Below are 26337 nucleotides of genomic sequence, written 5' to 3'. Positions count from 1 at the left end.
ACTTAATGGCAAACTTGAAAGATATTCAAAGACAGATAAAGAGTGTTTCTAATACTCAAAAGACGACACGTGCAATGAAGCTTGTATCTACTGCAAAACTTCGTCGTGCAGAAGAGCTTGCTAAACGCTCTCGTCTTTATGCTCAAAAAATGAATCAGGTAATTGCCGAAATAGCTGGACGTATTGAGTGTAGTAAGATAGGTGGAATTGAAAATCGTTGTTTTAACAAGATTGAAAATCCACAAGTTGTAGATATTATTTTTGTTACTGCTGACAAAGGTTTATGTGGTGGTTTTAATATTCAAACTATTAAAGCCGTTAAAAAACTTTTAAAAGAGTATAAAGAAAAAAATGTCAAAGTACGTTTACGTGGAATCGGTAAAAAAGGTATAGAATTTTTTAAATATAATGAAATTGAACTATTTGATACAGTTGTTGCATTGAGTTCTAAACCTGACAAAACAAGATCTGATGAGTTTATTAAAACTTCTATAGAAGATTATAAAGATGGAAAGATTGATGGTCTTCACTTAGTTTACAACGGCTATAAAAACATGATAACTCAAGAGTTACATGTCAATACTGTACTGCCTGTTGATACTAATAGTTTTAATTGTGACAAGATTGAACAGAGTTCGATGTTAGAAGTTGAGGCAGAAAAAGAAGAAGATATGCTTGATGCTTTAGTTAGTAAATATGTTGAATATAACATGTATTATGCACTGATTGATTCAGTTGCAGCTGAGCATTCTGCTCGTATGCAAGCTATGGATACTGCTACTAATAACGCTAAAGATATGGTTAAATCACTAAATGTGAAATTTAATAAAGCACGTCAAGCTGCTATTACTACAGAGCTTATTGAGATAATAAGTGGTGTGGAGTCTATGAAATAATGGAGAATAATATGATTGGAAAAATTAGCCAGGTAATGGGCCCGGTTGTTGATGTTGATTTCGATGGTTACCTTCCAGTAATTAACGAAGCAATTGAAGTTAAAGTAAGTTTAGAAGGTAATGAACACCGTTTAGTACTTGAAGTTGCTGCTCACTTAGGTGATGGTCGTGTTAGAACGATTGCAATGGATATGAGCGAAGGTTTAGTACGTGGTATGGATGCAACTGCTACAGGTGCTCCAATTAAAGTTCCTGTTGGTGAAAAAGTACTTGGACGTATTTTTAATGTTATTGGTGAAACAATTGATGGTGGAGAGCAGATTACTGACTCTGAAACTTGGTCAATTCACCGTACTCCACCACCACTAGTAGATCAGTCTACTACTACTGAAATGTTTGAAACAGGTATCAAAGTTGTTGATTTACTTGCTCCATATGCTAAGGGTGGTAAAGTTGGACTATTTGGTGGTGCTGGTGTTGGTAAAACTGTTATTATCATGGAACTTATTCATAATGTTGCTCATGGTCATGATGGTTTATCAGTATTTGCTGGTGTTGGTGAAAGAACTCGTGAAGGAAATGACCTTTACTATGAGATGAAAGATTCAAATGTACTTGACAAAGTTGCACTGTGCTACGGTCAAATGTCAGAGCCTCCAGGAGCACGTAACCGTATCGCTCTTACTGGTCTTACAATGGCTGAGTATTTCCGTGATGAGAAAAAACTTGATGTACTAATGTTTGTTGATAATATTTTCCGTTTTGCACAATCAGGTTCAGAGATGTCTGCACTTCTTGGACGTATCCCTTCAGCTGTTGGTTACCAACCAACTTTAGCTCGTGAAATGGGTGCTCTTCAAGATAGAATTACATCTACTAAAGATGGTTCAATTACTTCAGTTCAAGCGGTATATGTACCGGCAGATGATTTAACTGACCCGGCTCCAGCTTCTGTATTTGCTCACTTAGATGCGACTACAGTTCTTAACCGTAAAATTGCTGAAAAAGGTATCTATCCTGCAGTTGATCCACTAGATTCAACTTCAAGATTACTTGATCCACAAATTTTAGGTGAGGAGCATTATGGTGTTGCTCGTGGTGTTCAGCAAACTCTTCAAAAGTATAAAGATCTTCAAGATATCATCGCGATTCTTGGTATGGATGAGCTTTCTGAAGATGACAAAAATGTTGTTGAACGTGCTCGTAAAATTGAGAAGTTCCTTTCTCAGCCATTCTTTGTTGCTGAAGTGTTTACAGGTTCTCCTGGTAAATATGTTAAGCTTGAAGATACTATCGCTGGTTTCAAAGGTATTATCAATGGCGATTACGATCATATGTCTGAGAATTCATTCTATATGGTTGGTGGTATGGACGAAGCTATCGCTAAACACGAGAAAAATAAATAGACTCTATGTCTATTAAAGGACTATAATGGATAATTTTAACCTTGAAATCCTAACACCTAATGGTGAAATCTTTAATGGTGAAGCTGTTAGTGTAGTTCTTCCTGGTGAAGAAGGAGAGTTTGGTGTGCTTGCTGGTCACTCATCATTAACTACTCTTCTTACTGGTGGAGTTATTGATGTTGAAAAAACAGACAAATCAGTTGAAGCTATAGTTATTAACTGGGGTGTCGTTCATGTTGATGAAGGAAAAGTTGTTGTTTTAGTTGAAGGTGCTGCGCCAATTCGTGGTGCTGATGAAACTGAAATTGCAAAAGCTCTTGATGAAGCTAAGAAACTAATTAGTGATATTGCAGACTCTAGTGCTGCTATTGCTACAGTATCTGCTAGAATAGAATCAGCAGCTCAAAGATTAATATAATTTATGATTAATAATTTAGTCGATTTTTATCTTAAAAGTCATCCTGTGACTATTGGTGTTTTGGCTCTATTATCAATCTACTTTATTATATTAAATTGGGTTTTTTTCTATCGCTATTTTTCTATTAATAGTTGGGTCTCTCGTGAAAGTACTTCTTTAGAAGCACTACTCATGGGTGCTTCTACTGTTAATGAAAACTCTTTTTTAAATAACTTTATTAGAACAAGTAATGTTATTTCAAAAGAAGTTTTAGCACTCGGTATGCTTGCTGCAACTAAAGAGGCAACTAAAGGTCTCTCTATCCTCTCTATCTTTGCATCTACTACACCTTTTATTGGTCTTTTTGGTACTGTGGTCTCAATCCTTGATACATTTACTCATATTGGTAAAACATCAGGGAGTATGAACATTATATCTAGCGGTGTGTCAGATGCACTAATAGCTACAGCTGCAGGTATCTTTGTTGCAATCTTCGCTTATACATACCATCAGATATTAAAACGAAAGTCATTTGAACTTATTAGTTTTCTTCAAATGCAAAGTGACGCTATCTTAGCTCGTAAGAAGTAATATATGATATATGATTGGGATGATAAACCTGAGCTAAATATTACTCCGCTTGTCGATGTAATGTTAGTTTTATTAGCTATTTTAATGGTGATTGCACCTAATATTATATATGAAGAAGAGATAAAACTACCTCAAGGTTCTACAACAAAGCAACTTTCTAAAATCCCTCCAGTTCATATTTCGATTGATAAAAATAAAAATGTAAAGATAAACAAAGATAACTATTTACTAAATGCTTTTATGGATAATTTTTTTCTATATGCAAATAAATTAGATAAAAAAGCAACTGTATTAATTAGTGCAGATAAAAGTTTAGATTATGGAGTTGTGATGTCTGTGTTAGCAGCTGTTAAGCAAGCTGGTTTTACTGAAGTTTCACTCGCAACAAATGGATAACTCTAATAAATTTTTTTATTTAAGTGGATTTATCTCTTTCTCACTTTTTTTTCTAATATTTATATTTTTTTCATTAATGATGTTCCGTTCAGTTGATATAAAATCCTATGCACTTACTAAAAATAATTATATTTCTATTTCATTAGATGTTCCAAAAATTGCAACTACTAAGCCAAAAAAAATTAAAAAAAGTTCGCCCGTATCTAGTGTTGTTGAAGATACAGGAGATAACATAGATGTAAACAATCTATTTAGCGATGTTTGGACAAAAAAAATCACGCCTAAGAAAAAAGTAATTAAAAAAGAAGATACAAAACGATTGCTCGATATTCAGAAAAAAATTCAAAAAAAAGAAAAAAATAGTGTAAATTCAATTTCTGAAGTTGTTAATAATCTTAATGAAATTGATACACACAATGAGAGTGAAGAAAGCTCTACTGCTGAGCAAGTTAACGAATATTTAGCTAAAATTCAAGCAATTGTTTATAGGTATTTTAGAGTTCCTGCTAATACACAGGGCAACAGTGTAAAGAGTGTTATTGAGTTAAATGCACTTGGAAAAGTCATAGACTTTAGGATACTTAGTTATTCAAATAATCCTGCTTTAAATGAAGAAGTAGACAATATTAAAGCTAGAATTATGGATGTCATATTTCCTATTCATCCACAAAATATCCCTACAAAAACAGTTGTAATACTTACATCTAAGGAGTAAAGTTGAAAATTATACTTATATTATTAATGTTGTTTGGATTATCTCATGCTAATGATGCAACGATTGAAGTGATTAAAAAGGCAGACTCTTTACCATCTTTGGCGGTTGAAGATGCTTCTATTAGTTATGATGATACCTTCAAGCTACAGTTTTTTAAAGCCCTTATTGCAGATTTAAATGTAATTTCTATTTTTAATGTTGAAAGATTTCATAGAGTGACACACTATAATGCTACAGATGTTTTAGTTGAAAATATAGATATGGCATACGTATTGCGATATAAAATGTTTGAAGATGACAATGGCGCGTTAAACGTTGAAATGAAAATGTTAGTGGAAGGCAAAGACGTATTTTCTAAAAACTATAAAGTTAGTAGACGTAATATATATATGTTTATAGCACATGCTATAGCTTACGATATTAATAAATTTATGGGTGAGCCATCAGTTGAGTGGATGAAAAGAAAAGTGATTTTCTCACGAATAGTTGGACCTAAAGAGAGTGAAATCGTTATTTCAGATTATTCTCTATCATATCAGCAAGTTGTTGTAAGTGGTGGTTTTAATGTCTTTCCAAAATGGGCTAATAATGCACAAAATGCTTTTTATTACACATCTTTAGATTCTAATGTACCTACTCTTAAGCATCTTGATCTTAAAACTGTGAAAGTTAAAAAGATCATCTCCTCTGATGGAATGATGGTTTGTTCAGATGTAAGTGCAGATAGTAATACTTTATTGTTAACGATGGCCAAGAATGGACAGCCCGATGTGTATACATATAATTTGACAACAAAGAAATACAAACGCGAGACTAGTTATGGGGGGATAGATGTTAATGCACAGTTTATGGATAAAAACAAAATTATATTTATTTCATCAAGATTAGGTTATCCAAATGTCTTCTCAAAAGATCTAAAAACAAATGCAGTAGAGCAATTGGTTTTTTATGGTAAGAGTAACTCTGCATGTAGCTCTAATGGTGAGTATATAGTTTATAAAGCTAGAGAAAGTTCAAATGCCTTTTCAAAAAATACTTTCAATCTTCATCTTATTTCAATGAAGACAGATTTTATTAGAAGGCTTACTGCTACAGGTATTAATGAGTTCCCAAGATTTTCAAAAGATGGGGATGCGATACTTTTTATTAAAAACTATAAAGAGCAGAGTTCTATAGGAATTATAAGACTAAATCACAATAAAAACTATCTTTTTCCATTAAAATATGGAAGAGTTCAATCTATGGATTGGTAGAAAAAAGATTATATAAATAAATATATAAAATAATCAATATATTTATTTTATTATCTATTTTTTTTGGTATAATATCTCAATTTTTAAAATAGAGGATATTTAATATGAAGAGTATAGTACTTTCTAGCGTTGTTACAGCACTATTAGTTCTTAGTGGATGTAGTACAAAAGAGCCTGCAGTAGATACAAAAGAAGAAGTTGTTAAGCCTGTAGTAGTGGAAAAAGTTAAAGAAGTTGAGACTGAAGTAGTGTCTAATGAAGATAGTATGGTTGACTCATCATCAAATGATTCTACTACTTTAAGTATGTCTGATATTGAATCTCAGCTACCAACTATATATTTTGCATTTGATAAATTTGATATCACTCCAGATATGCAAGAGAGAATTACTTCTGCTGCAGAACTGGGTAAAACTGGTGCAATGGATTATAAAGTTAAACTTGAAGGTAATTGTGACGAGTGGGGAAGCGATGAGTATAACTTCGCACTTGGTCTAAAGCGTGCTGATGCAGTCAAAAAAGCATTCGTAGCAGAAGGGATTGATGGATCTCGTATCTCTATGGTAAGTTATGGCGAAAGTAACCCAGTATGTTCTGATAAAACTCAGTCATGTTGGTCTAAAAACCGTCGTGTAGATTTTAAACTATTACCATAATTATATAGATGAAGATAAGTAAGTTAGTTTTCTTACTCTCTGCTGTATATCCTATACTTCTTATCAGTGCTGAACCATCTGCGTTTGGTGCTGGTAATCTCGACAGTCCAAACCCTTATGGACTTACTTCCAATGAAAAAGTTATTTTAGACACTAAGAAAAAACTCAATAAAGTTTCTGTTAAAAGTAATAATCAAGCAAATGAATTAGACTCACTAAGAGAAAGAATTGATGGTTTGCAAAGTATTATTGAGAGTTTAAGTAGAAAAGCACATAATAACAAAATAAATATACAAAAGCAGAATGAGAAGAACTTAGCAAATAGAGAAAGTGTAGATCTGTATGAGAAGAGACTTAGCGAAGTCGTTCAATCTAATACAACAAGCATAGAGCAGCAAAAAATTGTAATTACAGAAATGTCTTTACTTCTTGATACAATAAACACTCACTATGTTTCAAAAGACGAGTTTAATACTCTCGTTACAAATGTAAATGAGTTTAAAGAGCTTATAGTAAAAGAGTTGAAAAGTAATACAAAAAGCTCTTCTAAATCAAAACTTGATTCAATGAGTAGTTCTGATGTATATAAAGAAGCACAAGCATATTATAAGAAAAGATATTATACCAATGCAATTGAGAATTATGAGCATTTAATTAAGAAGAATTATAAGCCTGCATTTTCACACTATATGATTGGTGAAATGAACTATAAAAGAAAAAATTATGCAAATGCAATTTCTTATTTTAAAAAGAGTTCTTCTTTGTATTCTAAAGCATCATATATGCCTAAATTAATGCTGCATACAGCTATATCTATGAGGAAAACTGGTGATAAAGACAATGCTAAAAACTTTTTTAAAGCAATAGTTGCAAAATATCCTAATTCTATTGAAGCTAAAGAAGCAAATGAATATCTTCAGCCATAATATAGATTATTATGATAAAATCGCAAAAATAAATTAAAGGTAGATAATATGGCAATAGAAGCAAATCAAATTGTATCAATAGAGTACGAAGTACGTGATGGCGACAAAGTAGTAGATAGTAACATCGGTGGAGCTCCACTTGTATTTATGTTTGGTAAAGGTCAAATTATTCCTGGTTTAGAAAGCGGAATAGTAAATATGGAAGTTGGTGAAAAAGCTGATCTTCTTGTTAAGCCTCAAGATGCTTATGGAGAGTATAACGCTGATGCAACTCAAGAAGTTCCTGCTGACCAATTTGCTGGTATTGATTTAGATATTGGTATGACTCTTTATGGTCAAGGTGAAGATGGCGGTACTGTACAAGTTATTGTAAAAGAGATTGGTGCTGATACGGTAGTGATCGATTTTAATCATCCTCTTGCAGGTAAAGAATTAATGTTTAGTGTTGCATTAAACAGCGTTAGAGATGCATCTGCTGAAGAAGCTATGACAGGTATACCTGCTGAGAATAAACCAGCTGAAGGTGAAAGTTGTGGTACAGGCTGTGGATGTCACTAGTTTTATAACTGCATCTGAAGCTTCAACTGAAGCTTTTAAAACTGCTACACTTTTAAAAACACTAACTGTGAATGCCCTAATTATGGGTGAGGTTGGTGTTGGAAAAAAGACTTTAGCTTCTTTTATACTTCCAGATGCATCTATTGTAGATGCATCGAATTTTGATGAGCTACTTGTTACACTCGAGAGTAGTAGAGAAATCATCATTACAAATATAGAAACCTCTCCAAATCTTAAACGCTTAGTTGATTCTATAAATGAAAATAATATTCGTGTTATAGCGACATCAAAGCAATCTTTTACAAATGAATTTATTGAAGATATTTTTAGTGTTAAGTTTGATATTCCACCCTTAAAAGAGAGAGCTGAAGATGTTTCGATTTTAGTAAAACAGTTTACTAAAGAAGCATCGAAGTTATTCGGTGGCAGCGAAGATTTTAATATTACAAATTTTAAAGCTGACTTAAGTAACAATGCAAAATCATTGAAGCGACAAGTTATGGTAAATTATTTATTACAAGATATTAAAGATAATGAGTTGATGGAAATAATGCAAAATTATCTTTTTGAAAAAATGGGTTCCAATAGTGACTATAGAAATTACCTATACCTGTATGAGGTACCTTTAATTAAAGCAGGGTTAAGTAAGTTTAAGTCACAACTACAATTAGCAGATAAGCTAGGGCTTAATAGAAATACATTAAGAAAAAAAATATCAGATAACAAAGAGTATTTACAAGGAGAATAGATGAGTAGAATTGCGATGATATTTGCTGGACAAGGTAGTCAAGCGGTTGGAATGGGAAAAGACTTTTACGATAATAGCGAAGTGGCACGTGAGATGTTTGCAAAAGCTGGTGAGCGAATTGGAGTTGACTTTAAAGCACTCATTTTTGAAGAAAATGAGAAGTTAGGTCAAACTGCTTATACTCAACCTGCAATTTTATTAGTGCAGATGATAGCTTACAAACTTTTTAGTGACGCTTGCCCAGATGTAAAAGCAGAACTTTTCTTAGGACACTCCCTTGGTGAATTTTCTGCACTCTGCGCTTCAGGTGCTATTGACTATGTAGATGCTATTGAGTTGGTGCATAACCGTGGTGCATTTATGCAGTCTGCATGTGACAGCGTTGAAGCTGGAATGATGGTTCTTGTTGGTCTTGATGATGCTTCTGTTGAAAAAGTTTGTGCTGATGCACAGGCTGAAGGTAAGAAAGTATGGCCTGCAAATTACAATCAAGATGGTCAACTTGTAGTTGCTGGTATGAAGTCAGATTTAATTTCTTTAGAGCAAACATTTAAAGATGCAGGTGCAAAACGTGCACTGCTTTTAGATATGTCAGTTGCGTCTCACTGTGCTATCTTAGAGCCAGCACAAGCACCACTAGCTGAATTGATGGAGAAGATGATTAGTAATAACTTTAGTGCACCTGTTATATCTAATGTAACTACAGCGCCATACAGTACAAAAGCTGATGCAGTTGCTCTACTTAAGGATCAACTTGTTAAGCCAGTTAAATATAAACAATCAATTTTAGCAGTAGCTAATGATTTAGATATGGCTATAGAGTTTGGTAATGGTATCACTCTTAAAGGCCTTAACCGTAGAATCGCTAAAGATTTAAAAACGTTAAATATCTCAGATATGGCTTCACTTGAAGCTGTTAAAGAAGAAATCTGCTCTTAAGTATGAGAATAACTCTTGCCCAAACATCACCTAAGTTAAATCGTTCTAACTTAGGTGAAATCATTAAAACTATAAACAGTGTTAAAAATCAGAGTGATATCATCGTTTTTCCTGAACTTTCACTAAGTGGGTATATGCTCCAAGACAAACTTACAGAAGATGCTTGGCGCTTAGATGAATTAAATGAACTTAGAGAGTTGAGTAAAGATATAGATATTGTTGTTGGTGTGGCGTTAAGAGAAAAAAACAGCTTTAGAAACACAGCTCTATATTTTAGTCAGGGTGAACTTTTAAGCAGACACAATAAAGTTCACCTGCCAAACTATGGTATGTTTGAAGAAGCACGATACTTTAGTGCTGGAGATCTATTTGAAAGTTTCTTAGTTGAAGAAAAAAGAGTCTCCATGGTTGTTTGTGAAGATCTTTGGCATAAAAACGTTCACCATGATTTAATAGAACAAAATCCAGATTTAATAATAGCGTTAGTCGCTTCACCCGCACGTGGTTTCAGCAATAATGGTTTAGATATACAAAGTAAATGGTATGAAATCATTCAAACAGTGGCAAAAGAGTGTAGTGCTATGCTTATCTTTGTAAACCGTGTTGGATTTGAAGATGGCCTTGGGTTTTGGGGTGGAAGTTGTATAGTCAATGCAAACGCTGAAATTGAGCATAAATTACCTCATTATGAAGTAGTTATTAAAACATTTGAAATATAGGAATTTTACATTATGAAGATAGCAATTATGGGTGCAATGCCTGAGGAGATAGCTCCAATACTAAAGATAGTGGGTGATTACAAAACTACCGAGTATGCAGACAATACTTATTACGAGGCTACATATAAGGGTAGTGAGTTAGTTATTGCTTACTCTAAAATTGGAAAAGTATTTTCAACCTTGACTGCAACTACTATGATTGAGCACTTTGGATGTTCTATACTTCTATTTTCTGGTGTTGCAGGTGGAATAAATCCTAGTCTGAAAATCGGAGATTTAATAGTAGCTACAAAACTTTCTCAGCATGATTTAGATATTACTGCTTTTGGACACCCTATAGGCTTTGTTCCTGGTGGGTCTGTATTTGTTGAGACAGATAAAGAACTCATAAAAATAGCTAAAGACGTGGCAGTAGAGTTAGGGAAAACAGTTCAAGAAGGGATTATTGCCACTGGTGATCAGTTTGTACATGATGAGGCTATAAAAAAGAAAATAGTAGATAACTTTAATGCAGATGCTCTTGAAATGGAAGGTGGAAGCGTTGGTGTTGTATGCAATGCCTTAAACGTGCCTTTTTTTATACTGCGTGCAATTAGTGACACTGCTGATACGGATGCGTCTTTTTCATTTGACGAGTTTATGGAATCAAGTGCAATCATCTCTGCAGAATTCGTTATGAAAATGGTAGATAAAATAGTTAGTCCATCATATGACGCAAAATGAACAAAGTCCATTTAACTATGCTAACGCTATGTTTCCCTCAATGGGAGGCTTAAAGTGAGAGGTATAGTTCCTTCGAAGAAGGTTATGTCAAAACTTGGCAAAACTAACGCTGAGTTTAAACTAATAGAAGAGGGTGATAAAATCCTTGTTGGTTTAAGTGGTGGAAAAGATTCGCTTACTATGATACACGCTATGAGAGAACAACAACGTCGTGCTCCTTTTAAGTTTGAATTTGTTGCTGTAACAGTTGGGTATGGCATGGGTGAAAATTTTGATAAATTATCAGCTCATTGTAAAGCCAATGGCATAGAACATGTCATTAGGGATACTCAAACATATGAACTCGCAAAAGAAAAGATTCGTAAGAACTCCTCTTTTTGTAGTTTTTTCTCTCGTATGAGAAGAGGTTACCTCTATAGCGTTGCACAAGAGCTAGGTTGTAATAAAGTAGCTCTTGGTCACCACATGGATGATGCTGCTGAGAGCTTTTTCATGAACTTTATTTATAACGGTCAGATGCGCTCTTTAGCTCCAAAGTATACTGCGGAAAATGGCCTTATAGTCATTCGTCCACTTATTCAGATGCGTGAACGCCAACTTCTTGCTTTTGTTCAAGATAATGAAATAGAAGCTATAGGCGATGAAGCTTGTCCTGCTATGCGTTTTGATGTCAAAATGCCCCATGCAAGAGCAAAAATGAAGGTAATGTTGGCAAAGATGGAAAAAGAGTTTCCAGACCTCTTCACTTCGCTAAACGCAGCATTTAAAAATATATCTGTAGATAGCTTTTTTATAACTGAAGATTAAACAAAGCTATATATCAACTCCATCCCAAAACTCATCATAATCTAGGTTTGTAAGTCTATTTTCATCATCTATATCTTTTTCTAAAAGTTTTTTTTGCTCATTTGCGAAAAACTCTTCAAGAGCTTGATTAATTATAGAACTTTCATCTGTTTTTAGTAACTCTTTTAATAGTTCTATATTCTCAATATTTTGTGCACTAATCGATATTTTCATCTTCATTTTCACCTTCATATATAACGCTAGTTCCTGCAAGTAAATCATGCAGTGAGCGTTTATCTTTTCTAAATGCTACCATTATAAAACCTAGTAAAAAAACAAATGTTGAAACGATATAACCCAGTGAGCGAGTTATAGCTTGTTTATTATCTATATCTTCAAAGGTGAGAGCGTCTACAACTTTGATATGAACAAATTTCTTTCCTGGCGTAGCGCCTCTCCATCTTCTCCAAAATAACATAGTAGTTATCAAAACTGAAACTTCAAATAGAAGTTCCCACTTTAATGATGTGTTTGGTTGCTTGTCTAGTGCATGAGTATTTCCACTCATTGCCATCTGCATATTCTGCTGATATTGTGAAAAATCAAACCACGTTCCATCACTCAAAAAGTAAATAACTATACCCAAAGGTAAGGCTAAAAAGATTGTATCTGCAAGCGAGGCCATAAATCGTATCCAGAAACCTGCATATTTTATATTTATATTTTTCATGTCTTGATTATATCACTGTTTTATATAAAATATTATTTGAAAATTTAGCTAATTTAATCTGTGTATCATTATTACTTTTTAATTAAAATATAGGTAGTATATTTATTAAATTATATTAGGAAAATAAATGAAAATACTTAAGACTCTTTTTTTATCTACTCTATTAGTTATATCAACTCAAGCACTTACTATGGAAGAAGAAATGGCTCAGATGCAGGCTGAATTTAGCTCGTACAAGATGACTCAAGAAAATGAATTTGATAAATATAAAAAAGAGCTAGATGAAGAGTATAAGGCTTATAAAGGTGAATTGGGAAAATTTTGGAAGGACCCTAAATTATCTTCAAAAAAAGAGTGGGTAAGTTACTCTGAAGATAAAAAGAGTCGCTCTGAAGTTGACTTTGAAAAGAATGAGATAGTTATAGAGACTATCGCACCTAGTAAAGAAATAGCACAGAAACAACTTCAGAAGAGACTTAACTATGCTGTTAGTAAAAGCACAGAGGAAGTTATAAAAACAGATCCACTGCAAAAAAAAGTAGCTGAGATATCTAAAAAAATAGATAAGTTTAAAACAAAGAAAGATGATAAACCAATACTATCAAATATAGTTTTTGATAAAAAACCAACAAAAAAAGATGTGAAAAAGTATGTCTCTAAAACTCTTGAAAAGTCTAAAATTGAAGTAAAAAAATCCAAGTTGAAAGACGAAAAAGTTTATAGAATAAGAGTAGCCCTCCCTAAGAACAGTACTTTGAAAAAATCAAAAGCTTATGAAGCAGATGTAAGAAAAAATGCTAAAAGGTTTGAAATTCCCGTTCCTCTTATCTTTGCAATTATTCAAACAGAGAGCGATTTTAACCCTTTTGCAAAATCTCATATTCCAGCATTTGGGCTTATGCAAGTTGTTCCGACATCTGCAGGTCGTGACATATACAAGTTCCTTTATAAGAAAAAAGGGATGCCAAGTGCAACATATCTGTACTCTGGAAAAAATAATATAGAGATGGGTAGTACTTACTTGCATATTTTGTACTACAGATATCTTAAAAAAATAAAAAATCCACAAAGTAGACTATACTGTAGTATTGCGGCATATAACACGGGTGCGGGAAATATCGCATGGGCATTTACAAGAAAGTATAATGTAAATAAAGCAGTAGGGAAGATAAATGCCATGACACCAGAAGAGGTCTATAATCATTTACAGGCAAACCTGCGTTTTGATGAGCCTAAGCACTATCTAAAGCGAGTTCGAAAAAGAATGCCAGCTTATAGCGCGGCATATAACTAGTTTTTTAGACCATACTCTTCAGGGCTCTTAGGTTCACCATGGTAATAGCCTTGAATATAGTCTATCCCGAGCTCTTTTACTGTGTCTGCAAGCTCTTTAGAACTCACAAACTCTGCGATAGTTTTAATATTGGCATTTTTAGCATAGACTAAAAGTCCTTTAATCATATGTTTGATATTTTCATCTTTATTAAGGTTCTCTATTAAAGATCCATCAAGTTTTATAAAGTCTATATCTAATTGTGTTACATGTTTAAAGTTTGAATAACCTGAGCCAAAATCATCAACAGAAATTTTACATCCATAGTTTTTAACCATCCCTATAAACTCTTCAAGTACTTTATAATCTCTAATATCCTCTGACTCTACAATTTCAAATGTTATACCTTCTCCACCATATTTATTTAGTCTATTTTTTATGTACTGAATCATACTCTCAGAGTTGATATTTTCATAACTTAGATTGATGGAGATGTCAGCACTATTTTTAGAGTATATGATAAAAACTTTTTGCATCATCTGTCTTGTAAAGTATTCAAATGATTTATCCTCTTTTGCAGAATCTAAAAAGAAGTATGGACTTACTATACTCCCATCTTCTGTTTGTAAACGTGCCAGAGCTTCATATTTTATAAGTTTACCTGTATATGTATCGACAATAGGTTGAAAATAAGGGATAATATTTCCTTCATGGAGTGCTTGTTTGTATACACGCAGACGTTTAAGAGTGTCCTCTTCTAGTTGTCTTGCTGTTTGATTGCTTTTATATACTTTGTAACTTATTTTAGACAGTATGGCTTCTTGGAGTACTAAGTCAGCATGGTTAAATATGCCGCCTATACCATAAGCAATACCAACAGTAAAATCAGCAGTAATATATTGATCTAAGTTATTTATATAAAAGTCATTATTAAGTAGTATTGAGTGCTTCAAAAGTAAAAAATATTTGTCAAATAAGTTTTTATTTGTAACCAAAATAGCAAACTCTTGTAAATTTAGGCTATATAGAGACGTCTCTTCATCTCGCAATATATCCTTAAGTTGCTGAGCTTTTTTACCTACAACCTCACTTGTAAAATCAAACCCATAAAGATTTTTAAGTGAGTTAATCTGTTTTATGTGAAGTATCATTAGCATTGCATCTTCTTGTAGTAAAGAGATATCGTGTACTAAAACTCCTCTATTTGGAAGTTTAGTAATCACATCTATATCTTTTAACTCTTGTAGATAACTCTCATCAACTTCCATCACAAATCTATTTCTACCTAACTCTTTTGCTTTAGTAAGGTTAGCATCGGCTATATTGTATATATCGTTACAGTATAGAGTATGCTTATCTGTTTGAATATTTGCTACACCAATGGAGAGTGTAAAATATTGTGAGACTTTACTATGTGGATTTTCTATTTTTAGAGATTCTACACAAGATATTATTTGAGTGGAAAAATCTTTGACATGTTCGTCATCATAATTTAGTAAAATTATGGCAAACTCTGTTTCAGTCACTTTAAATATTTCATAAATTTTGGAGCTTAAGCATTCGGATATTCCATCTGATATTTGTAAAATTACTTTGTCAGATTTCAGCCTTCCTACTTTATCCCTGTAATCTTCATAGTAGTCTACACCTAAAAGTAAAAGCGAAAATCTCTCTTTTTTCCATGCTGAACGTTTAAGTTCACGTTTAAAGTATGTGTCAAAATATCTACGATTATGTATTAAAGTAAGAGGGTCTTGGATCGAAAGTTCCTCTAATCGTTTCTGATTAGTTATATCTCTTTTAACAGCGGTGTAACCTGTCATGACATTGTTTTTATCATAGAGTGGTCTAATTGTTGTACTTATCCAGTACTCTTCACCACTTAGTTTGTTATTTTTTAGCTCACCTTTCCACTCTTTACCATTAGAAATAGTTTCCCAAAGATGTTTAATAACATTTGTATCAATATCATGATTTCTAAATATGCGATGATTTTGTCCTATAATATCTTCTTTTGCATATCCTGTAAAATCTAAATAAGCTTGAGATATCTCTAAAATTTTCCCATTTAAGTCAGAAGTAGTAATGTAGACATTTTCATCAATTATTTTGTTCTGTTGTCTAAGTAAAAACTCTTTATCTTCTTGTTGAGTATTTATTGTGGTAATAGTAGAGAGCTCAGTTAGCAAAGAGACCACAGAGTCTCTATCGAAAGGTTTTGCAATATACTTGTTCACACCTATATTTAATGCTTCTACTAAGTAGTCTGAGTCTTTATCTTGACTTATTATAACTATAATTTGGTTCTGTTTAAACTCTTTTAGATTTTTACAAATCATTATGGTGTCACTATCTAATGTATCAATATCCATTATAATAATGTCAAAATGTTCTGGGGTATTAAAATTCTTTTTATATAGTTCAAATGTTTGATCTATAGATGAGAGTATTGTTACAGTTTGAAAAATGTCATTTAAGGGTAGGGGTGAATCTTGTAATTGTGCAGAGGAAGTATTAATATATAGAAGTTTTAATTTTTGTGCATCAACATCTACCTTATCCATACTATTCATTAATATTCCTAATAAACTGATTTTATGTACTCATTATATATAATTATAGTTTAAAGTGGATTAATTTTTAGAGATAAATATAAGTTATACAAAGTGTAATATTTTTACACTTTGTATATTTGGAGGTTTTTATAACTCTTAAAGAGCTATAAAGAGTTTATACATGATAGTTAGGAGCTTCTTGAGTAATGATAACGTCATGAACATGAGACTCTTTAAGTCCAGCAGATGTAATCTCAACAAATTCTGCTTTGTCCCAAAACATCTCAATAGTTTCACTTCCACAGTAACCCATAGACGCACGTAGTCCACCCATCATTTGATGAACGATTCCAGCGATGCTCCCACGAAATGGAACACGACCTTCAATTCCTTCAGGAACTAACTTATCAGCAGCCGTCCCCTCTTGAAAGTATCTATCATTTGAACCTTTTTGCATTGCTCCAATAGATCCCATACCACGGTATGATTTATATTGGCGCCCTTGAAACATAATTGTTTCGCCTGGAGACTCTTCAGTACCTGCAAGAAGTGAACCAGCCATAATACAAGAAGCACCAACAGCTAGAGCTTTAGAGATGTCTCCTGAGTATTTTATACCACCATCAGCAATAACGGGAACGCCATGTTTACGAGCAGCCTGTGCACACTCATCGATTGCAGAGATTTGTGGTACACCAACACCTGCTACGATACGAGTAGTACATATACTACCAGGTCCTATACCAACTTTTACAGCGTCTGCCCCAGCTTCGATAAGTGCCTCAACAGCTTCAGCTGTGGCAATATTACCAGCGATAACATCTACTTCCATAGTCTCTTTTATTTTTCTTACAGTATCAAGAATACCTTTGGAATGTCCATGTGCAGAGTCAAGAACTAAAACATCTACACCAGCATCCACAAGAGCTTTTGCACGGTCAAATTGACCAACACCAATAGCAGCACCAACGACAAGACGACCAAATGCATCTTTATTTGAGTTTGGATATTCTATGCGTTTTTTAATATCTTTAATAGTCACTAAACCTTTTAAATAACCATCTTCATCAATGATAGGAAGTTTTTCTATCTTATGTTGATGCATAATATCTGCAGCATCATCCAGAGATATTCCTTTTGTTGCAGTTACAAGAGGCATTTTTGTCATAGTTTCAGATGCAAGCTTCTTCATATCTTTTTCAAAACGCATATCACGATTTGTAAGAATACCAAGAAGTTTATTGTGTTCATCAATAACTGGTACACCTGATATCTTGTACTCACCCATAAGTGCATCTGCTTCTGCTAGTGTAGCATCAGGGTGAACAAAAATAGGATCAATAATAATGCCACTTTCACTTTTTTTCACTTTTGTAATTTGTTTACATTGTGCTTTAATATCCATGTTTTTATGGATAATACCAATACCACCAAGTCTTGCCATCGCTATTGCAGCACGGTACTCTGTAACAGTATCCATTGCTGCAGAAACCATTGGAATTTTAAGAGTAATGTTACGAGTTAATTTACTCTCTAAAGATACCTCTTTTGGTAATACTTCAGAATACTGTGGGACTAATAGTACGTCTTCAAACGTTAGTGCTCTTTTACGAATTCTCATGGTTATCCTTTTGTGCTAAAAGTAATTATGCTTACTGCTTTAAAATTTTTGGATTATATCTTTTTTGTTGTTAAAAGGAGGTAAAATAAGTAGTTAGCTATAATAATATATAAATTTTTTTTACTACTAAAGGCTTTTTATGGAATATCGATATATTGGAAAAACAGGACTTCGAGTTACGCCTATATGTTTGGGAACTATGAGTTTTGGATCATGGAGTGATGAGAATGAATCTTTTCGTATAATGGATAAAGCAGTCGATAGAGGAGTAAACTTTTTTGACACAGCCGAACTCTATCCAGTTCCTCCTAAATCTGAATACTCTGGAGAAACTGAGAGTATAATAGGACGATGGTTAAAAGGAAAAAATAGAGAAAACCTCATCATCGCTTCAAAAGTTGCAGGAGCGGCAAATGGATGGTTTGTCCCACCGATAAGAAATGGAATGACAGCAATAGATAAGTTCCATATTAAAAGAGCGATAGAAGGGAGTTTAAAGAGATTAGGAACTGATTATATTGACCTTTATCAAATGCATTGGCCAGACACCGTTATACCTATAGAAGAGTCTTTATTGGCGTTTGATGAGTTAGTAAAAGAGGGAAAGGTCAGGTATCTTGGAACTTCAAATGATAGCGCTTATGGACTCACAAAAGCAAATGAGACTTCTAAAAATCTAGGTATCAGTAGATTTGAATCTATACAAAATAACTTCTCTTTAAATAACCCGCGTTTTCTTGATGAGTTAGCTCATGTTTGCAAACAAGAAAAGATTTCACTTTTGCCATATTCGCCTATTGGTGGAGGTGTGCTGAGTGGGAAGTACAACGCTAAGTTTTATCCTGAGAATGCAAGATTTTCAGAATATCTAAAAAATTCTAATCCACGAATAAGAGCTCAAGGAACACGGTTTGTCAATGATAAGTCCCTTAAAAGTACATCAAAATACATGGAAATTGCCTCACAATTAAATATTTCACCTGTTACTTTAGCTGTAGCGTACTCTAAACAATTTGACTTTGTTGCATCAACTATAATTGGAGCAAGAACGCCAGAGCAACTAGACAACTCTTTTGCTGCGTTTGACATTAAGCTTAGTGAAGAGGTTATGGCAGAGATAAAAACGATTCAAGAAGAGATTATGTACCCTATGGGCTAGAGGTACATAAACTGTGATAAAAGAATTATAAGTACAACTAGTGAGAATGGAAATAGATGACTTTTAAAGATCCAAGGGTTTATACCAAATAGCTTTTGATTTATACCACGAAAGCCAAGCCATAATCCTAAAAATGCTTTAATACCTAGCATGATTTGAAAACTGCTAAGTTGATTGTCTACTATCTCTCCAAAGACTTGAAAAAATAGATACATACCACTTGCAACAGCAACCATTAAAGCATAGGGAACAACTTTTCTTACATGAATCATAATTGACTCACGAGCTTTTTTATGCTCATCTGCATCAAGCGTTTGATTCATTTTAGATAAAAATAGAATATCTACAAATAAAAAGCCACCGTAAATAAAAACTGAAAAGATATGAATAGTATGAATGAAAGTATAAAGAATTTGAAATCCTTTTTAATAACTCCCAAATAGCTTTGAGAGTAAAGTATTTAAGAGTTGATTGCTTTTTCTAAACTGAGTGAGCCATCAAAAAGCGTTTGTTCATTATATGGTGCAGCGATGAGTTGCAATCCAACAGGCATTCCATCTGCATTTTTACTTATTGGAAGTGAAAGGGCAGGGAGACCGGCAAGATTCACTGAAATTGAATAAATGTCACTTAAATACATATCCATTGGTGTCGCTAGTTCGCCAAATTTTGGTGCAACACCTGGTGCAATAGGTGAGAGAATTAAGTCTACATCTTCAAATATTTTCGCATAAGCATCTTTGATGATGTGTCTTGTTTTTTGTGCTTTTACATAGTAAGCTTCGTAGTAACCACTACTTAATACAAAGTTACCTAATAAAATACGGCGTTTAACTTCATCCCCAAAACCATTACTTCGTGTTTGTATGAAAGTATCTTCAAGATTTTTTCCTTCAACACGGTTACCATAGCGGATACCATCATAACGAGCAAGGTTAGTTGTAGCTTCAGCCGTCGCAGTGATATAGTAAGCTGAGATATCAAACTTAGCATCCATCATCTCGCGTTCTATTATGGTATGACCCTGAGATTTGAGAGCTTCTATTGCTTTAGCATATGCCTCTTTAACATCATCGGAAGCTTTTTCGAGATACTTTGGAAGTACGGCGATAGTAAGTTTCCTCTGTGCATTTAGATTTTCACAAACCTTATCGTCTTTCATTGCATTTGTAGAGTCTTTTTCATCACTACCGCTAATGATGTCATATAAAATTGCAGCATCTTCAACATTTTGAGTCATTGGGCCAATCTGATCTAGTGATGATGCATAGGCACCAAGTCCGTAACGCGATACTCTTCCATAAGTTGGTTTCATCCCAACTATTCCACAATAAGCAGCAGGCTGACGGATAGATCCTCCCGTATCGCTTCCAAGTGCAGCAATGGCAAGTCCAGCACCAACTGCAGCCGCACTTCCTCCAGAACTTCCACCAGGTACATGCTCTTTATTTATAGGGTTTAGTGTTTTACCATAAAAACTAGTCTCAGTAGTTGAGCCCATAGCGAACTCATCCATATTTGTTCTACCAAAAGGGCTTAGGCCTGCTTGAATCATTTTTTCAATTACAGTTGCATTATATGGAGCGATATAGCCTTGGAGTATATTTGATCCAGACGTAATTGACCAATCTTTAACTTGTATATTATCTTTTATAGCGATTGGAATACCATCACCTACATTATTTACATCAATATATGCATTAAGGTCGGGATTAGCTTCTATTTTAGCTTTTAGTTCATCTTTAAATTTGTTTAACTCTTCTTTACTTAGTTGTAGTGCTTCTTTTAATGTAATCACTAAATTTCCTATCTTTTAAAATTATAAATATATTATATCCAAATGTATGTCTTTTTACTTAAGACTTAATTTTATGAGCTACTACAATATAGAGCTTTGATGACTCTTTTTTGCCACTTAACATCCTTATGTCAACACTAATATTTAGAACTTTATTTTTAGTTGGATATTTTACTTTATAACTAAGTTCTTTTATAAGTTTAATATTTTCACTCATTTGATCAAAGTCGATATTTTTTTTGAAAAAAGGTATCTGATTAAAATCTATATGAGCATTTTCATCTTTTATATGAAACATTTTCATGAATTTTTTATTTATTGTAGTAAATGTACCAGTTGAGTTCATATACCCTACAGCAAAAGGAAAGTACTCAAAACCAACTTTTATACTATCTAGCTTCTCTTTAAAATTATTACTCTGTTCTATGAGTGAGCTAATATCACTTCCAACTGCTATGATAAAGTTTTGATTTTGTCTTACCATTTTAGATACTTGCCAATTAATTCTATATCCATCTCCATTTATATCTTTAAGAGGTGTAACAAAATGGTTATTGTTAGTATCATTTTCCAATAGTTTTGAAAAATGCTGATTTAACTGCTCAACACTACCTGGAATGAAAGATTGAAAAAAATTCTTAAAGAGTACTTCCTCTTTTTTTATTCCAACAAAAGCTAAAAAGCATTCATTTGCATCTACAAGTTCTCCTTTATCATTAAGAACAACAATCATTGCACTACATGCACTTCCTATATCTTTAAAAGTAATGCTCTCAAATAGGTTCTCCATTTCAATTTCTATAAAAGTTATTAAAATATGATTTAAATTTTTAATAATATTAATATTGTAAAATTTATCTGAGAACTCAATATTATTGACCATGATACCATTTGCATCAATTTCTTCTTTATGAGAGTCTAAAATCTCAAGAAAACTACTCGGAAGTTGAGGTTCTAAAGACTCTTTATGATTTAAAATATTTTTCATTTTTTGATTAGAATATGAAACTATATACTCTGCATCTTCTTGTTCTTGAGTAACTAGTACAACAGGGTAAGATAGAGTATTAATAAAATCAAACACGAGCTCTTGTTGTTTCATAATGCAACCTAAATAGTATGTATGAAATATTGTATCATTTATATATTTGATATTTCTTTATAGGACTTTTATTTTAAATTTAAGGATTATTAGCGAAGGTTCTCATATTAATATCTACGAGTTTATCAGCCCATCCAATATAGGTAATTTTTCTTCCCTTTTCTATAAATATATGATTATCTAAAAAATAATGATTTAATATAGCTTCTACATTTGTAGTTTTAGGAACTGTGACAATCCATGCAAAACCTATGTTCTTTAGTGAAGGTATATCTTTTGCGCCTTGCATGATGTCTCGCAATGCGTTCTCAATAACCTTAACGCTATCTGAGTCTTTAAATTTTGTAGACTCAACTAAAGCTTCAAAGTTTTGCTCATCGGTGACTTTTTTCCAATGATCGTTTTGTGATTTTTCTTTAAAGATGTAATTACCAGCAGGTTTCTTTTTTAAGCAAAGGCAGTAAGCCGTTTTGATTGCAGAGGGAACATCCTGAATTAGGTACTCTATCTCTTTTGGTGAATAACTATTTTTAGAAAATCCCTCCGCATCAAAAAAGTTTATTTTTTCTAAATTTTTTAGATCTTCTTCATTTGTAATTCTACTGATTTCATTTACAATTGAAATAGGATACTCTCCAATCCAACTCCATGAACTGTTTTGAATTAAAAATTCAATTGTTTTTCTACTGTTCTGCTCAGCATTATGTATGTCAGATATGATTTTTTTCATATATTTTGCCTTTTACATCTTAACTTACATTATTTTGGCGTTACGACAAAATAACGTAAGTTTATATTGTTCAAAATTTCATTCCAGCCAATATAAGTTGTAGTATTTTCATCTGTAATACTCGCATAATTATCTAAAAAGTAATGTTCCATAATTTGTGTAATATCAGTTGTATTTGGCAGAGTAACTATCCATACAAAAGCGATTTTTTTCAAAGACGGAATCTCTTTTCTGCTGCGCATAAAATCACGTAGCTCAGTCTCTATCTCCATAATAGATGCATTAGAATCAAAGTTTGAAATCTCAACTGTAGCTTTGAAGTTATGATTATTAAGGACTTTTTTCCATTTATCATGTGGAAATTTTTCTTTAAAAGTACAAGCATGTTCTAATGGTCCATCATAACAAAGTAAAGAAGCATTTTTTATGTATTGTGGAGCTTGCATATTTAAAAATTCAATCATTTTTGGTGTGTACATATCCTGAGAAAAACCATCATCGCCAAAAAAGTACAACTCATTCATTTTTGCTAAGGTGTCAGGTTCTTTTACTCGAGTATATTCATGTACTATCGCTATAGGATAGTTTTTCTGCCAAGTGTATTTGGAATTTTTGTTTAAGTACTCTTCAAGTGGTTGATTAGATTTAAGAGCATTTTTAAGATCTTGAATAATAGTTTGCATTTTAAAACCTTTGTTTGTATAATAATTTTTTATGCAAAGGAGGTTGTTAGTTTTTAAATTTTTTAACTAAGAATATTCCCACGCCAACCATAATAAATATTAGAGCTATCGAAGCTCCAATAAATTCTATCGTTACAGGTTCTGAGACGTTAGGCACTCACAACCTCTTCACATCTTGCACATGTACACTCTTCCTTTTTAGCCTGGAACTTCCAACATCTTGGACATTTAAAATCACTAGCTTTAGCTACTATAAATGTTTCGTCATCGACTTTAAAACTTCCAAGAGCTTCTATGTCAGATTTATCCTCAATGATGCCAGATACCACAAACCAATCTTCAGCATCGGCCGGGTCAAGCGATAGGGTTACTTTAGATTCAGTATATATAACTAATTCAAGAGTGCTTTTGATGACTTTTTCTTTTTTAAGTCCATCTACGACTGAGCCAAAGCCTTCACGAGCTTTGACCATATACTCAGCGTCGAAGTCTGTCTCACCCACTTCAATCTCTGAATAAACCATGTCAAAGATATCTTCAGCATCACCTTTAATGATAGCTGGAGCATTTTCAACTATCTCATCAGCCGTATAAGTTAAAATAGGAGCCATTAAAAGAAGTAAAGATTTTGTGATGATTGCCATTGCACTTTGACTTGCTTTACGACGTGAGCCATTTTTCTCATTACAGTAAAGAGAATCTTTTGTCATATCTATATACATACCACTCAGCTCATTTGCTATAAAGTTGTTAAGTGTACTCATTCCATGAACAAAGTTATACTCTGAAAATGATTTATGAGCTTCATTAAACGTATTTTTAGAAACATTTAAAATCCACTTATCAAGTTCACCCATCTCTTCGTAGGGAGTAAGTGTTTCAAGGTCATTTATATTTGCAAGCATAATTCTAAAAGTATTTCTAAGTTTTCTATAGTTCTCAGATATCTGTTTTAAAATTCCTTGAGAGATTTTTAAATCACCTTGATAATCAGATGAAGCAACCCATAAACGCAGGATTTCACTTCCGTACTCTTTGAGTACTTTATCAGGCGCTATAACATTGCCTTTTGACTTGGACATTTTCTCGCCCTTGTCATCAACAGTAAAACCGTGAGTTAAAACGCCTTTATATGGCGCTTTATGCTCAACTGCGGCAGATAGAAAGAGTGAAGATTGGAACCAACCACGATGTTGATCACTTCCCTCTACGTATAAGTCGGCTTGGTATTTACCAGCATCATAGTTACGAGATTTTAAAACGCTATTCCAAGTTGAACCAGAGTCAAACCATACGTCTAAGATGTCTGTTACTTTTTCAACTTCATCAGCTTTGTAACCAGCTCCAGGATAGAGAAGCATTTCTGTAGGCATTGAGTACCAGGCGTCACTTCCTTGCATCTCAAATATCATAGCGACGTAGTTTAAAACTTTCTCATCAAGTATAACTTCGTCAGTAGCTTTAACTCTAAAGAACGCTATTGGCACACCCCAATCACGTTGACGAGATATACACCAGTCAGGACGGTTTTCTACCATAGATTTGAGTCTATTTCTTCCAGTCTCGGGAACGAAAAGAGTTTTTTCTATCTCGCTTAACGCGATGTCTCTTAGCGTATTGTCTTGCTCTGCAGGTTTTTCATCAACGGATATAAACCACTGTTTTGTAGCTCTAAAGATAAGTGGAGTATGTGAACGCCAACAGTGTGGGTATGAGTGAGTAAATTTGCCAACTTTTACTACTGCGTCTCCCATTAGTTCGATTAAATCATCATTCGATTTAAAGATATGACGGCCCACAAAATCTTCGGCGTTTGGAATGAGTTTTTCACGAACGATAGTGTTGTCATAACATCCTGTTTCATCAACTGGCATAACAACTTCTAAATCATACACAAGGCCAATACGGTAATCATCTTCACCATGACCAGGTGCAGTATGAACACAGCCTGTACCATTGTCTACTAAAACATGTTCACCAAGAATTATACGTGAAGTTCTACCATTGAGTGGATTGATCGCTTCTAGGTTTTCAAACTCTGTCGCTTTAAACGTTTTAGAGATACTACCTGTAAATAATCCCTCTTCTTTTGAAGCTTCAAAAAGCTCTTTAGCAACTATAAATCCGTCAGTTGTAAGAATATACTCTTCATCTGGGTTTAGCGAGATACCAGTATTGGCAGGGATAGTCCATGGCGTTGTTGTCCAGATAATAGGAGCGGCTTTTCCCTCTATTCCTAGTTTAGCTTTAGCTTCATCACTCAGTTCAAACGCGATGTAGATTGAGTGAGACTCTTTGTCTTCATACTCTACTTCAGCTTCAGCAAGAGCGGTTCTTTCAGCCCAAGACCAAAAAACAGGTTTTGAACGCTCTATCAAAAGTCCCTTTTTTGCTACTCCACAAAGAGTTCTATAGATATTTGCTTCAAATTTGAAGTCCATCGTTACATAAGGGTTTTTCCAATCAGCGATTATTCCCAGTTGTTTAAACTCGTCTCTTTGGATATCTACAAATTTTGCAGCATGCTCACGACATAGTTTTCTAATTTGAGCAGTTTCAAGTTGCTCTTTTTTTTGCTTACCACCAAGTTTTTTTTCAACTTGTTGCTCTATTGGTAGACCATGACAATCCCAACCTGGAGTAAAACGAACTGATTTACCATTAAAATAGTTATGCTTAATGATAATGTCTTTAAGTACTTTGTTGAGTGCATGACCAATATGAATATGTCCATTTGCATATGGAGGTCCATCATGAAGGGTGAAACTAGGCGCGTCTTTACGATTTTTTTTCATTTTTTCGTAAATTTTCTTTTCATCCCAAGAAGCATATTTCAAAGGTTCTTTGTTTGGAAGATTGCCTCTCATCTCAAAACTAGTAGTAGGTAAAAGTAGTGTATCTTTGTAATCCATCTGTGCCTCAAAAGTGTATAAAATTTTTGGATTATATCTCTTATGTGTTTAAAAGCTTATAAAAG

At 33.4% G+C, this 26337-nt stretch carries 27 protein-coding genes; 17 read left to right on the top strand and 10 right to left on the bottom strand.

The genetic code is table 11. The features are described 5' to 3' along the window. Positions 1 to 5 precede the first annotated feature (5 nt). The 15 genes from atpG to GJV85_RS09055 all read left to right on the top strand — a co-directional run bounded on the left by atpG (position 6) and on the right by GJV85_RS09055 (position 11730). A complete protein-coding gene (gene atpG / locus GJV85_RS09125; RefSeq protein WP_207561073.1) occupies positions 6 to 896 on the top strand; it encodes an ATP synthase F1 subunit gamma in 891 nt (296 codons plus the stop codon). Between the two features lie 11 nt (positions 897 to 907). Next, entirely contained in the window at positions 908 to 2302 is a 1395-nt protein-coding gene (gene atpD / locus GJV85_RS09120) for a F0F1 ATP synthase subunit beta (RefSeq protein WP_207561072.1), read from the top strand. Positions 2303 to 2327: 25 nt separating this feature from the next. Next, a complete protein-coding gene (atpC, locus tag GJV85_RS09115) occupies positions 2328 to 2720 on the top strand; it encodes an ATP synthase F1 subunit epsilon (RefSeq protein ID WP_207561071.1) in 393 nt (130 codons plus the stop codon). 3 nt (positions 2721 to 2723) lie between these two features. Beyond that, positions 2724 to 3290, top strand: coding sequence for a MotA/TolQ/ExbB proton channel family protein (locus GJV85_RS09110; protein ID WP_207561070.1), 567 nt, complete (start codon positions 2724 to 2726; stop codon positions 3288 to 3290). Between the two features lie 3 nt (positions 3291 to 3293). Further along, entirely contained in the window at positions 3294 to 3686 is a 393-nt protein-coding gene (locus GJV85_RS09105) for an ExbD/TolR family protein (protein ID WP_207561069.1), read from the top strand. 79 nt (positions 3687 to 3765) lie between these two features. Next, a complete protein-coding gene (locus GJV85_RS09100; RefSeq protein ID WP_207561068.1) occupies positions 3766 to 4401 on the top strand; it encodes a TonB C-terminal domain-containing protein in 636 nt (211 codons plus the stop codon). A 2-nt stretch (positions 4402 to 4403) separates the two neighbouring features. Beyond that, positions 4404 to 5654 carry a Tol-Pal system protein TolB gene (tolB, locus tag GJV85_RS09095; protein WP_207561067.1) on the top strand — a complete coding sequence of 417 codons (1251 nt, stop codon included), beginning with the start codon at positions 4404 to 4406 and terminating at the stop codon, positions 5652 to 5654. A 104-nt stretch (positions 5655 to 5758) separates the two neighbouring features. Continuing rightward, positions 5759 to 6310, top strand: a complete 552-nt coding sequence (locus GJV85_RS09090) for an OmpA family protein (protein ID WP_207561066.1) — start codon at positions 5759 to 5761, stop codon at positions 6308 to 6310. An 8-nt stretch (positions 6311 to 6318) separates the two neighbouring features. Beyond that, on the top strand, positions 6319 to 7236 hold the full coding sequence (locus GJV85_RS09085; protein WP_207561065.1) for a tetratricopeptide repeat protein: 918 nt from the start codon (positions 6319 to 6321) through the stop codon (positions 7234 to 7236). 48 nt (positions 7237 to 7284) lie between these two features. Next, on the top strand, positions 7285 to 7794 hold the full coding sequence (locus tag GJV85_RS09080; protein WP_207561064.1) for an FKBP-type peptidyl-prolyl cis-trans isomerase: 510 nt from the start codon (positions 7285 to 7287) through the stop codon (positions 7792 to 7794). After that, complete coding sequence (locus tag GJV85_RS09075) at positions 7769 to 8542, top strand: DNA-binding transcriptional response regulator (RefSeq protein WP_242689777.1); 774 nt, start codon at positions 7769 to 7771, stop codon at positions 8540 to 8542. Before GJV85_RS09080 ends, GJV85_RS09075 begins: the two co-directional genes overlap by 26 nt. Beyond that, a complete protein-coding gene (gene fabD, locus GJV85_RS09070; RefSeq protein ID WP_207561063.1) occupies positions 8543 to 9481 on the top strand; it encodes an ACP S-malonyltransferase in 939 nt (312 codons plus the stop codon). It begins immediately after the preceding gene. A gap of 2 nt (positions 9482 to 9483) precedes the next feature. Then, positions 9484 to 10200 carry a nitrilase-related carbon-nitrogen hydrolase gene (locus GJV85_RS09065; protein ID WP_207561062.1) on the top strand — a complete coding sequence of 239 codons (717 nt, stop codon included), beginning with the start codon at positions 9484 to 9486 and terminating at the stop codon, positions 10198 to 10200. 12 nt (positions 10201 to 10212) lie between these two features. After that, entirely contained in the window at positions 10213 to 10923 is a 711-nt protein-coding gene (locus GJV85_RS09060) for a 5'-methylthioadenosine/adenosylhomocysteine nucleosidase (RefSeq protein WP_283949412.1), read from the top strand. Positions 10924 to 11007: 84 nt separating this feature from the next. Beyond that, the gene (locus tag GJV85_RS09055; RefSeq protein WP_207561061.1) at positions 11008 to 11730 is read left to right on the top strand and encodes a tRNA 2-thiocytidine biosynthesis TtcA family protein; all 723 of its coding nucleotides are present in this window, start codon (positions 11008 to 11010) and stop codon (positions 11728 to 11730) included. A 6-nt stretch (positions 11731 to 11736) separates the two neighbouring features. Here GJV85_RS09055 and GJV85_RS09050 read toward each other — a convergent pair whose 3' ends face one another. Beyond that, on the bottom strand, positions 11737 to 11943 hold the full coding sequence (locus GJV85_RS09050) for a hypothetical protein (RefSeq protein ID WP_207561060.1): 207 nt from the start codon (positions 11941 to 11943) through the stop codon (positions 11737 to 11739). Continuing rightward, a complete protein-coding gene (locus GJV85_RS09045; RefSeq protein WP_242689776.1) occupies positions 11927 to 12439 on the bottom strand; it encodes an RDD family protein in 513 nt (170 codons plus the stop codon). Before GJV85_RS09045 ends, GJV85_RS09050 begins: the two co-directional genes overlap by 17 nt. 127 nt (positions 12440 to 12566) lie before the next feature. On the opposite strand from GJV85_RS09045, the gene GJV85_RS09040 reads away from it, so the two are divergent. Further along, positions 12567 to 13733 carry a murein transglycosylase domain-containing protein gene (locus GJV85_RS09040; RefSeq protein WP_207561059.1) on the top strand — a complete coding sequence of 389 codons (1167 nt, stop codon included), beginning with the start codon at positions 12567 to 12569 and terminating at the stop codon, positions 13731 to 13733. Here the strand turns inward: GJV85_RS09040 and GJV85_RS09035 are convergent. Both GJV85_RS09035 and guaB read right to left on the bottom strand, forming a co-directional pair. Beyond that, positions 13730 to 16285, bottom strand: coding sequence for an EAL domain-containing protein (locus GJV85_RS09035; RefSeq protein ID WP_207561058.1), 2556 nt, complete (start codon positions 16283 to 16285; stop codon positions 13730 to 13732). The genes GJV85_RS09040 and GJV85_RS09035 overlap by 4 nt on opposite strands. Before the next feature lie 157 nt (positions 16286 to 16442). Next, on the bottom strand, positions 16443 to 17888 hold the full coding sequence (gene guaB / locus GJV85_RS09030; protein ID WP_207561057.1) for an IMP dehydrogenase: 1446 nt from the start codon (positions 17886 to 17888) through the stop codon (positions 16443 to 16445). 139 nt (positions 17889 to 18027) lie between these two features. Between guaB and GJV85_RS09025 the strand changes: the two genes are divergently transcribed. Beyond that, positions 18028 to 19047, top strand: coding sequence for an aldo/keto reductase (locus GJV85_RS09025; protein ID WP_207561056.1), 1020 nt, complete (start codon positions 18028 to 18030; stop codon positions 19045 to 19047). Here the strand turns inward: GJV85_RS09025 and GJV85_RS09020 are convergent. The 6 genes from GJV85_RS09020 to ileS all read right to left on the bottom strand — a co-directional run bounded on the left by GJV85_RS09020 (position 19044) and on the right by ileS (position 26272). After that, positions 19044 to 19370 (bottom strand): hypothetical protein, encoded by a 327-nt coding sequence (locus tag GJV85_RS09020; protein WP_207561055.1) that lies wholly within the window; start codon positions 19368 to 19370, stop codon positions 19044 to 19046. The genes GJV85_RS09025 and GJV85_RS09020 overlap by 4 nt on opposite strands. Before the next feature lie 137 nt (positions 19371 to 19507). After that, the gene (gatA, locus tag GJV85_RS09015) at positions 19508 to 20845 is read right to left on the bottom strand and encodes an Asp-tRNA(Asn)/Glu-tRNA(Gln) amidotransferase subunit GatA (protein ID WP_207561054.1); all 1338 of its coding nucleotides are present in this window, start codon (positions 20843 to 20845) and stop codon (positions 19508 to 19510) included. 58 nt (positions 20846 to 20903) lie between these two features. Beyond that, positions 20904 to 21947, bottom strand: coding sequence for a PAS domain-containing protein (locus GJV85_RS09010; protein ID WP_207561053.1), 1044 nt, complete (start codon positions 21945 to 21947; stop codon positions 20904 to 20906). Positions 21948 to 22026: 79 nt separating this feature from the next. Then, positions 22027 to 22677 (bottom strand): hypothetical protein, encoded by a 651-nt coding sequence (locus GJV85_RS09005; protein ID WP_207561052.1) that lies wholly within the window; start codon positions 22675 to 22677, stop codon positions 22027 to 22029. A 29-nt stretch (positions 22678 to 22706) separates the two neighbouring features. Next, a complete protein-coding gene (locus tag GJV85_RS09000) occupies positions 22707 to 23360 on the bottom strand; it encodes a hypothetical protein (protein WP_207561051.1) in 654 nt (217 codons plus the stop codon). A 149-nt stretch (positions 23361 to 23509) separates the two neighbouring features. After that, complete coding sequence (gene ileS / locus GJV85_RS08995) at positions 23510 to 26272, bottom strand: isoleucine--tRNA ligase (protein ID WP_207561050.1); 2763 nt, start codon at positions 26270 to 26272, stop codon at positions 23510 to 23512. Positions 26273 to 26337: the final 65 nt, after the last annotated feature.

The organism is Sulfurimonas aquatica (genome assembly GCF_017357825.1).
In the GTDB taxonomy this organism is placed as follows: domain Bacteria; phylum Campylobacterota; class Campylobacteria; order Campylobacterales; family Sulfurimonadaceae; genus Sulfurimonas; species Sulfurimonas aquatica.
This window is presented reverse-complemented; position numbering and strand designations above follow the sequence as displayed.